This window comes from Streptomyces sp. NPDC054961 (assembly GCF_053609145.1).
Window position 1 is genome coordinate 1 of sequence record NZ_JBSGWY010000088.1, and the last position, 7,361, is coordinate 7,361.

Here is a 7,361-nt window from a genome sequence, read left to right on the forward strand (position 1 = left end):
TCGGCGTGCCGGCCGCAAGCGCTCGTACGGGACGTACTCGGGCTTTCGGCCGGTGCGGCGAGCGTGCGTGCCGGGCGTCGCGACGGGGCGAACGTCGCCTGACGCGGCACTAGGGGTTGGAGGTCACCTCGAAGCCCGCGCCGAAGACGTCGGCGGGGTCCGCGGCGTCACGGGCGCGCAGGTCGGCCAGGATGTTCGCCGAGCTCGTGTACACGTACGCGGGGAACCCGAGGATGATCGCCTTGGTGATGCCCGCCCAGGGGCCCTCGGCCTTGAACCCGTTGGCCTCGGAGGGGTACGCCGTCCCCGGCACGTGCCAGATCGTGGGCCCGCCCGAGTCGCCGGCCTTGTGCTGGGTGTGGGCCTGGTAGATGCCCCGGTCGTTGTTGGTGATCCGGCCGTACCAGACGCCCAGCTGGCCGGAGACGAGCAGCTCGTTGTTGTTGAACCAGGCCGCTCCGAGCAGCCGTTCGCTGTTCAGCGCGGGGCTGAGGGCGTTGGGGCTGGGGTTGCCGCCGGGCACCTCGAGGATCCCGGTCTGCTTCAGGTGCGGGCCCTGGGAGGACAGCGTCACGCTCGGCAGCAGCTCGATGACCATGTAGTCCTTGGTGAGGTGTCCCGTCATGGACCCCTCCGGGTCCTTGAAGTAGCGGACGTACCCGATGGGCCCGTAGGCGATGTCCTGCCGGTGGTAGACGGGGATGATGTCCTCGTGGAGGTCGCGGTCGGCGTACTCGGGCCCGCTGACGCAGTGCCCGGCCGATATGGCGATCTTGCGCCCGTAGTCGTCGTCGCCGACGGCCCCGATCGTGCAGAAGGCGTCGGGGTAGGCGGCGTTGAAGACGATCTGCATCGCGTTGTGCACGCGTTTCTGCGCGCGCGGCTCCTGCGGCGCCTGTGTCGCCGCGCCGGCCGTGCCCGCGCCGAGCACCGCCGTGACGGCCAGGGCCGCCGCGAGGCCCGACACCCTCCTGAAGAACAGCCTCCTGAACATGCACTTTCCTTTTCCCTCGGGGACGTGGAACCGGAAGAACGAGTCAAACCGGGGGCGCCGGTGACGCAGAAGGGGGTATCCGGCCACTCACCGTGGCTCGAGCCGCGCTGCATGCCGCGCGGAGCGCGCGCAAAGGTCTCCGAGGTCACGTCCGCCGCCCTGGACAGCCCGAGTGACCGCCGGGTAACTTAGCTATGAGCAAGCGCTTAGACATAGGCGGCGGACCGCCGCGACCCGAAGGGAGCCGGCTGTGCGCCGTACCGTTTTCAACGAGGACCACGAGGCGTTCCGCGAGACCATCCGCGCCTTCATCGAGGCCGAGGTCGTCCCCGTCTACGACGAGTGGTTCGCCGCCGGCCAGGCCCCGCGCGAGTTCTACTACAAGCTCGGCGAGCTGGGCATCTTCGGGATCAACGTCCCCGAGGAGTTCGGCGGCGCGGGCCTGGACACGCACAAGTTCGAGGCCGTCCTCTACGAGGAGACCTCCCGCGCGGGCGTCAACTTCGGCGGCTCCGGCGTGCACGTGCTGCTCGCCCTGCCCTACCTCAAGATGCTCGCCGACGTCGAGCAGAAGAAGCGCTTCCTGCCGAAGTTCGTCTCCGGTGAGGAGATGTGGGCCCTGGCGATGACCGAGCCGGGCACCGGCTCCGACGTCGCGGGCATGAAGACCACCGCCAAGCTCTCCGAGGACGGCACGCACTACGTCCTCAACGGCTCCAAGACCTTCATCACGGGCGGCGTGCACGCCGACCGCGTGATCGTCTGCGCCCGCACCTCCGCCCCCAGCGCGGAGGACCGCCGCTTCGGCATCTCCCTCTTCGCCGTGGACACCAAGTCCGAGGGCTACTCGATCGGCCGCAAGCTCGACAAGCTGGGCCTGCGCACCTCCGACACCGCCGAGCTGGCGTTCGTCGACGTCAAGGTCCCGGTCGAGGACCTGCTGGGCGAGGAGAACAAGGGCTTCTACTACCTCGGCGCCAACCTGCCGTCCGAGCGCTGGGGCATCGCCTTCGGCGCGTACGCGCAGTCCAAGGCCGCCATCCGCTTCGCCCAGCAGTACGTGACGGAGCGCACCGTCTTCGGCAAGCCGGTCGCGCACTTCCAGAACACCAAGTTCGAACTGGCCGCCTGCCAGGCCGAGGTGGACGCCGCCGAGGCCGTCGCCGACCGCGCCCTGGAGGCCCTGGACGCCGGCGAGCTGACGGCGGCCGAGGCCGCGTCCGCGAAGCTGTTCTGCACCGAGGTCGCGCACCGCGTCATCGACAAGTGCCTCCAGCTGCACGGCGGGTACGGCTACATGAACGAGTACCCGATCGCCCGCCTGTACGCCGACAACCGCGTGAACCGCATCTACGGCGGCACCAGCGAGGTCATGAAGTCCATCATCGCCAAGTCGATGGGCCTGTAAGACCGGACAGAAGACAGAAGAAGGACAGCGCCTTACCCCATGAACGAGGCACTGACGACGCTTCTCGATCTGCTCGACCTCGAGCAGATCGAGGAGAACATCTTCCGCGGTACCAGCCGTTCGGCGCTGGTACCGCGGGTCTTCGGCGGCCAGGTCGCCGCCCAGGCCCTGGTCGCGGCCGGCCGTACCGTGCCCGAGGACCGTACGGCGCACTCGCTGCACTCGTACTTCCTGCGCGCCGGTGACCCCGGCGCGCCCATCGTGTACTCGGTGGACCGGATCCGCGACGGGCGCTCCTTCACCACGCGCCGGGTCGTCGCCGTCCAGCACGGACAGCCGATCTTCCACCTCTCCGCGTCCTTCCAGACGGACGAGGAAGGCCTCGATCACCAGGCCGCTATGCCCGACGCGCCCGATCCCGATTCCCTGCCGACGGCCGCCGAATCGCTCCCGCTCTACCGCGAGGTCTTCCGCGACCCGGGCACCGTGGAGCGGCTGATCGAGGCCCGCGGCGCGGTGGACCTGCGCTACGCGACGGTTCCGCCCTGGGGCAGCGTCGGCGAGCCGGTCGAACCGCGCTCGCAGGTGTGGTTCCGTACCGCCGGCAAGCTGGACAGCGCCGATCCGCTGCTGCACACCTGCCTGGCCACGTACGTCTCCGACATGACCCTGCTCGACTCGGTCCTGCTCGCCCACGGGCGGGGCGGCTGGGCGGTCGGGGACGTGGTCGGCGCCTCGCTGGACCACGCGATGTGGTTCCACCGGCCGTTCCGCGCGGACGAATGGCTGCTGTACGACCAGGAGTCGCCCTCGGCGGCCGCCGGCCGGGGTCTCGGCCAGGCCCGGATCTGGACCCAGGACGGCCGGCTGGCCGTGACGGTCATCCAGGAGGGCGTGGTGCGCGTCCCGCGCGCTTAGCCGGTCCGTCCGACGTACCGTCACTTCATGTCCAGCAGCAGCGGAAGCGAAGACGGAAGCGCCGCAACGGTCGTCGTGGCCGTGGTCACGAACCTCGGGATCGCGGCCGCCAAGGTGGCCGGCGGGATCGTCAGCGGATCGAGCGCCATGCTGGCCGAGGCCGCGCACTCCGTGGCGGACACGGTGACCGAGCTCCTGCTGCCGGCCTCGCCGAAGCGCGGCGCGAAACCCGCCGACGAGGCGCACCCGCTGGGGTACGGGCCCGAACGCCATGCCCGGGCGCTGCTCGCGTCGGTCGCGGCCTTCGCCGGCGGCGCGGTGTTCGCGCTCTACGACGGCATCCACACCCTGGTCCACGGGGAGGACCCGGGGAACCCGACGCCGTCCTACGTCGTCCTCGCCGTCGCCTTCGTACTGAAGGGCCACTCCCTGCTGGTCGCGCGGCGGCGGACGAGGGGCGGGGCGGCGCGGACGCGGGCGCCGCTGGGGCTGTACGTGCGGCACGCCCCGGACCCGGTGGTGAAGGCCGTACCGCTGGAGAACGCGGCCGCCCTGACCGGCCTGGCCCTGGCCGCGGGCGGCCTGCTGGGCGCGCAGCTGACGGGCTCGGGCGCGTACGACGGGGCGGCCTCGCTGCTGATCGGGCTGCTGCTGGTGTGCGTGGCGTGGGAGCTCGGCCGCTCGAACGTCCCGTACCTGACCGGGCGGCCGCTGCCGGCGGAGATGCGGGCCCAGGTGCGGGAGGAACTGCTGTCGGTGCTGCACATCGAGGCGGTGCTGGAACTGACCACGCTGGTGCAGGGGCCCGCGGAGGTACTGATCGCGGCGAAGATCGACTTCCACGACCTGGCTTCCGCGCGGCAGGTGGAGGCCTCCTGCGAGGAGGCGGAGGAGCAGCTGCGCGAGCGGTTCCCGGCGATCCGCCGGGTGTACCTGGAGCCGACGCCCACGCCGGAGCCCGCACCGGCCCCCTGACGGCCCCTACGCCGCCGGGCCGCTGCCCTTGAGCTTGGCCCAGATCCCCTCCAGCGCGGCGATGTCCGCGTCGTCGAGCCGGTCGTCGAACACCTCGGCCAGCGCCGCGCGGCGGGTGGCGTCGGCCTCGGCGAAGGCGCGGCGGCCCGCTTCCGTGAGGGCGACGCACACGGAGCGGGCGTCCGTCGGGGACGGTATCCGCTCGATCAGGCCCCGGGCCTGGAGCGAGTCGGCCACGCGGGAGACCTGGCTGCGGCTGAGCAGGGTCCTCGCACCCAGCTCGGAGGGGGCGACCGGCTCGTCCTGATGGTGCAGCCACAGCATCACCTCGAACCACGAGAGCGGCAGGTCGTGGCGGCGCGTGAGCGCCTGGTCGACCCTGGCGGTGAGCGTGGTGCCGGCCCAGACCAGGCCGTAGAAAGCGTGGTCGCGGGGGGTGAGACCGCCCATCCTGAGCTCGTTGTTCGCCATGGGAAAAGAATACCGGGGTTGCGTGCACGCGCACACACTATTAATGTGTGTGTGCACGCACAAACCTAGGGAGACTCATCGTGAGCACCAAGACCGTCCTCATCACCGGCACCTCCTCCGGCATCGGCCTGGCCGCCGCGGTCGCCGCCGCCCGGGCCGGCTGGCACACCGTCGCCACCATGCGCGACACCACCCGCGCCGACGCCCTGACCAAGGCGGCCGCCGCGGCCGGTGTCGCCGATCTCGTCCAGGTCAAGAGGCTGGACGTGACCGACTCGGACTCCGTGGCCGCGTGCGTGGCCGAGATCGTCGCCGAGCACGGGCACCTCGACGCCGCCGTGAACAACGCGGGCGCCGGTTTCGTCGGCACCGTCGAGCAGCACGGCATGGAGAAGGTGCGGGACGTCATGGAGGTCAACTTCTTCGGCGTCGTCGAACTCACCCGGACCGCACTCCCCCACCTGCGCGCCTCGGGCGGCCGCGTCATCACGGTCACGAGCGTCGGCGGGGTGGTGGGCCAGCCGTTCAACGAGTCCTACTGCGCGGCCAAGTTCGCCGTCGAGGGCTTCATGGAGTCCCTCGCCCCGGTCGCCGCGAGCGTCGGCGTACAGGTGGCCGTCGTCGAACCGGGCGCCGTCTCCAGCGAGTTCGTGAACAACGTCGGGCTCGACCTGCCGGCCCTGCTGGCCGAGGCGGGCCCCTACGCCCCGGCGCTCCAGGGCTACATCAGCCACGCCATGGAGTCCTTCGGCAGCGACAGCGCCCAGACCTCGGAGCAGGCCGCGGCGCCGGTCATCGAGGCGCTGACCGCCGAGACCGTGCCGTTCCGGATCCAGACCTCGCAGTGGGCCCGCGACTTCGTCGCCGCGAAGCTCGGCGACCTCGACGGCTCGGCCGTCCAGACCACGATGACCGGCTGGCTGCGCTAGGACGACCGGGGGCAGGGGCCGTGGACGGGGCCGGCCGGTCACCGCTCTAAGCCGCTCATGGATGACCGCCGCCTTCATCAGGACTTCGGCCCGGAGCATCGAGTCGATGAGCGGTCCGAATGCGTCGATCGCTCTCGCCCGCGACCGGCCGCTCGGCGACCGACGCGGAGGTGTCGCCGGCCCCCGGTGCCGAGAGGTACTTGCGGACCGCCTTGCGATCCAGCCCGGTCTCCCTGGCGATCTCCGACAAGCTCATCGCTCCGGACTCCAGCAGGCCACGAAAGCGTCGAAGCTCCAGCCAACGCTGTGGATCCAGGACCACCGTCCTCTCGGCGTGCCGGCCGCAAGCGCTCGTACGGGACGTACTCGGGCTTTCGGCCGGTGCGGCGAGCGTGCGTGCCGGGCGTCGCGACGGGGCGAACGTTGCCTGACGCGGCACTAGCTGACCGCTGTCGATGTACATAGGGTCCGGGACGGTGAGGGACTCCGGCCGTGCCACCTGCTTTCACGGCGTCGACGGCGCGCTCGCGGAACGCGGCGAGGCCGCCTGTCCGGAGGGGAGCGGAGCTGCCGGTGCAGGAGTAGCACTCCTCCGCCACGGTGTACGGGATTCGAACGTGGACGGTGTCGTCCGGGCCGGCCTCGGTGGTCAGGGTGACGTCGCCGGTGATGAAGCCGACCTCGTCAGTGATCACGCCGCCTGACCCCGCCTTCACGTGGGCGGTCAGGGAAACCGTCCCGTCCGGGCAGTCGGCATGGCTCATGAGAAGAGCTCCACGCCCCGGGTCAAGGAGTGTCCCCGCGCCAGCGGAACGGTCCTCGAAGCCCCCGCGCCGCCCTTCCATGATCCTGTATCGGAGGGCGGCGGTAGGACTGCGGGCTGCTAGCGGGCGAGCGTCCACTTCGTCAGGCGGTCCACCATCTCCAGGACCGACCTGCGCGCGCCGGCGGAGATGAACGCGAAGACGACGAATGACGGGATGAGCGCGACGACCACGACCAACGCGGGCAGCAGACGGACCACGACGGTGCAGACGTCGAGCACGGAGCGGAGGGTCCGGGTCTGAGACAGAAGGTCGATCACACGGTCCAGCAAGGTGCACTCCTCGGATACGCGAGCGGGGTCACCTGGTGTCCGACTGAGGGCATAGGTCTCCCTCGGACGGTGCCCTGGTAGGGCAACCAAGTGAATGAAGAACCCCGCTGGCCCGCGCTTCACGAGTCAGCGGCAGGTTCGGTACCTGCGGCGCATCCCTGTCTCCCCTGCATATCGACCTGCGCGCTGGACAGTAGTCCGGCGGCCAGCTGAATTTATTGGCCGCCAGCCCGCCATTCAAGGGCGGGTTTTGGCCACTGTCCAGAAAAGCTCGGCGGGAAACCGCCTCCTGCGCTGCCGGACCGCGGGCAGTGGACGCTGCACATCGCCACACCCGGCGTGGTCGGCTGCACCTTTACCACCGCATCCACAACCCAGTCCACGCAGCGGAGGCCAACGTGGTAGAGGTCCTCGGACGAACCTGGGAGCCGTCCAACACGGAAAACCGTGCGAGCGGACCAACCGTGCATGGGCCTTCGCGGCCGGGCTGCCGGCCGGAAAAGGGCGGGGGGGGGGGGGGGCGCGGGCGGGGGGGGGGGCCCCCCCCCCCCGCGGGGGGGAGCCCCCCCC

General features: G+C 70.8%; 7 protein-coding genes. 4 read left to right on the plus strand and 3 right to left on the minus strand.

Features of this window, described 5'->3' with window-relative positions; translation table 11 throughout:
- Positions 1 to 109: 109 nt before the first annotated feature.
- Entirely contained in the window at positions 110 to 994 is an 885-nt protein-coding gene (locus ACWF9Z_RS36320; protein WP_453609847.1) for a hypothetical protein, read from the minus strand.
- 250 nt (positions 995 to 1,244) lie between these two features.
- On the opposite strand from ACWF9Z_RS36320, the gene ACWF9Z_RS36325 reads away from it, so the two are divergent.
- Genes ACWF9Z_RS36325 through ACWF9Z_RS36335 form a run of 3 tightly spaced genes read left to right on the plus strand, consistent with a single transcriptional unit; the run spans position 1,245 to position 4,295 of the window.
- Positions 1,245 to 2,402, plus strand: coding sequence for an acyl-CoA dehydrogenase family protein (locus ACWF9Z_RS36325; protein WP_453609849.1), 1,158 nt, complete (start codon positions 1,245 to 1,247; stop codon positions 2,400 to 2,402).
- A 39-nt stretch (positions 2,403 to 2,441) separates the two neighbouring features.
- Positions 2,442 to 3,320 carry an acyl-CoA thioesterase II gene (tesB, locus tag ACWF9Z_RS36330; RefSeq protein WP_453609850.1) on the plus strand — a complete coding sequence of 293 codons (879 nt, stop codon included), beginning with the start codon at positions 2,442 to 2,444 and terminating at the stop codon, positions 3,318 to 3,320.
- Between the two features lie 27 nt (positions 3,321 to 3,347).
- Positions 3,348 to 4,295: a cation diffusion facilitator family transporter gene (locus ACWF9Z_RS36335; RefSeq protein ID WP_453609852.1), complete on the plus strand. Its 948-nt coding sequence runs from the start codon at positions 3,348 to 3,350 to the stop codon at positions 4,293 to 4,295.
- A gap of 6 nt (positions 4,296 to 4,301) precedes the next feature.
- Here ACWF9Z_RS36335 and ACWF9Z_RS36340 read toward each other — a convergent pair whose 3' ends face one another.
- Positions 4,302 to 4,766, minus strand: coding sequence for a MarR family winged helix-turn-helix transcriptional regulator (locus ACWF9Z_RS36340; protein WP_453609854.1), 465 nt, complete (start codon positions 4,764 to 4,766; stop codon positions 4,302 to 4,304).
- Between the two features lie 80 nt (positions 4,767 to 4,846).
- On the opposite strand from ACWF9Z_RS36340, the gene ACWF9Z_RS36345 reads away from it, so the two are divergent.
- Complete coding sequence (locus ACWF9Z_RS36345; protein ID WP_453609856.1) at positions 4,847 to 5,695, plus strand: SDR family NAD(P)-dependent oxidoreductase; 849 nt, start codon at positions 4,847 to 4,849, stop codon at positions 5,693 to 5,695.
- Positions 5,696 to 6,578: 883 nt separating this feature from the next.
- Here ACWF9Z_RS36345 and ACWF9Z_RS36350 read toward each other — a convergent pair.
- Complete coding sequence (locus ACWF9Z_RS36350) at positions 6,579 to 6,791, minus strand: hypothetical protein (RefSeq protein ID WP_453609858.1); 213 nt, start codon at positions 6,789 to 6,791, stop codon at positions 6,579 to 6,581.
- Positions 6,792 to 7,361: the final 570 nt, after the last annotated feature.

Bases quoted from the DNA above. Each gene is read 5' to 3' on its own strand.
- ACWF9Z_RS36340 (WP_453609854.1), bottom strand. From the start codon at position 4,766: ATGGCGAACAACGAGCTCAGGATGGGCGGTCTCACCCCCCGCGACCAC.
- ACWF9Z_RS36335 (WP_453609852.1), top strand. From the start codon at position 3,348: ATGTCCAGCAGCAGCGGAAGCGAAGACGGAAGCGCCGCAACGGTCGTC.
- tesB (WP_453609850.1), top strand. From the start codon at position 2,442: ATGAACGAGGCACTGACGACGCTTCTCGATCTGCTCGACCTCGAGCAG.
- ACWF9Z_RS36320 (WP_453609847.1), bottom strand. From the start codon at position 994: ATGTTCAGGAGGCTGTTCTTCAGGAGGGTGTCGGGCCTCGCGGCGGCC.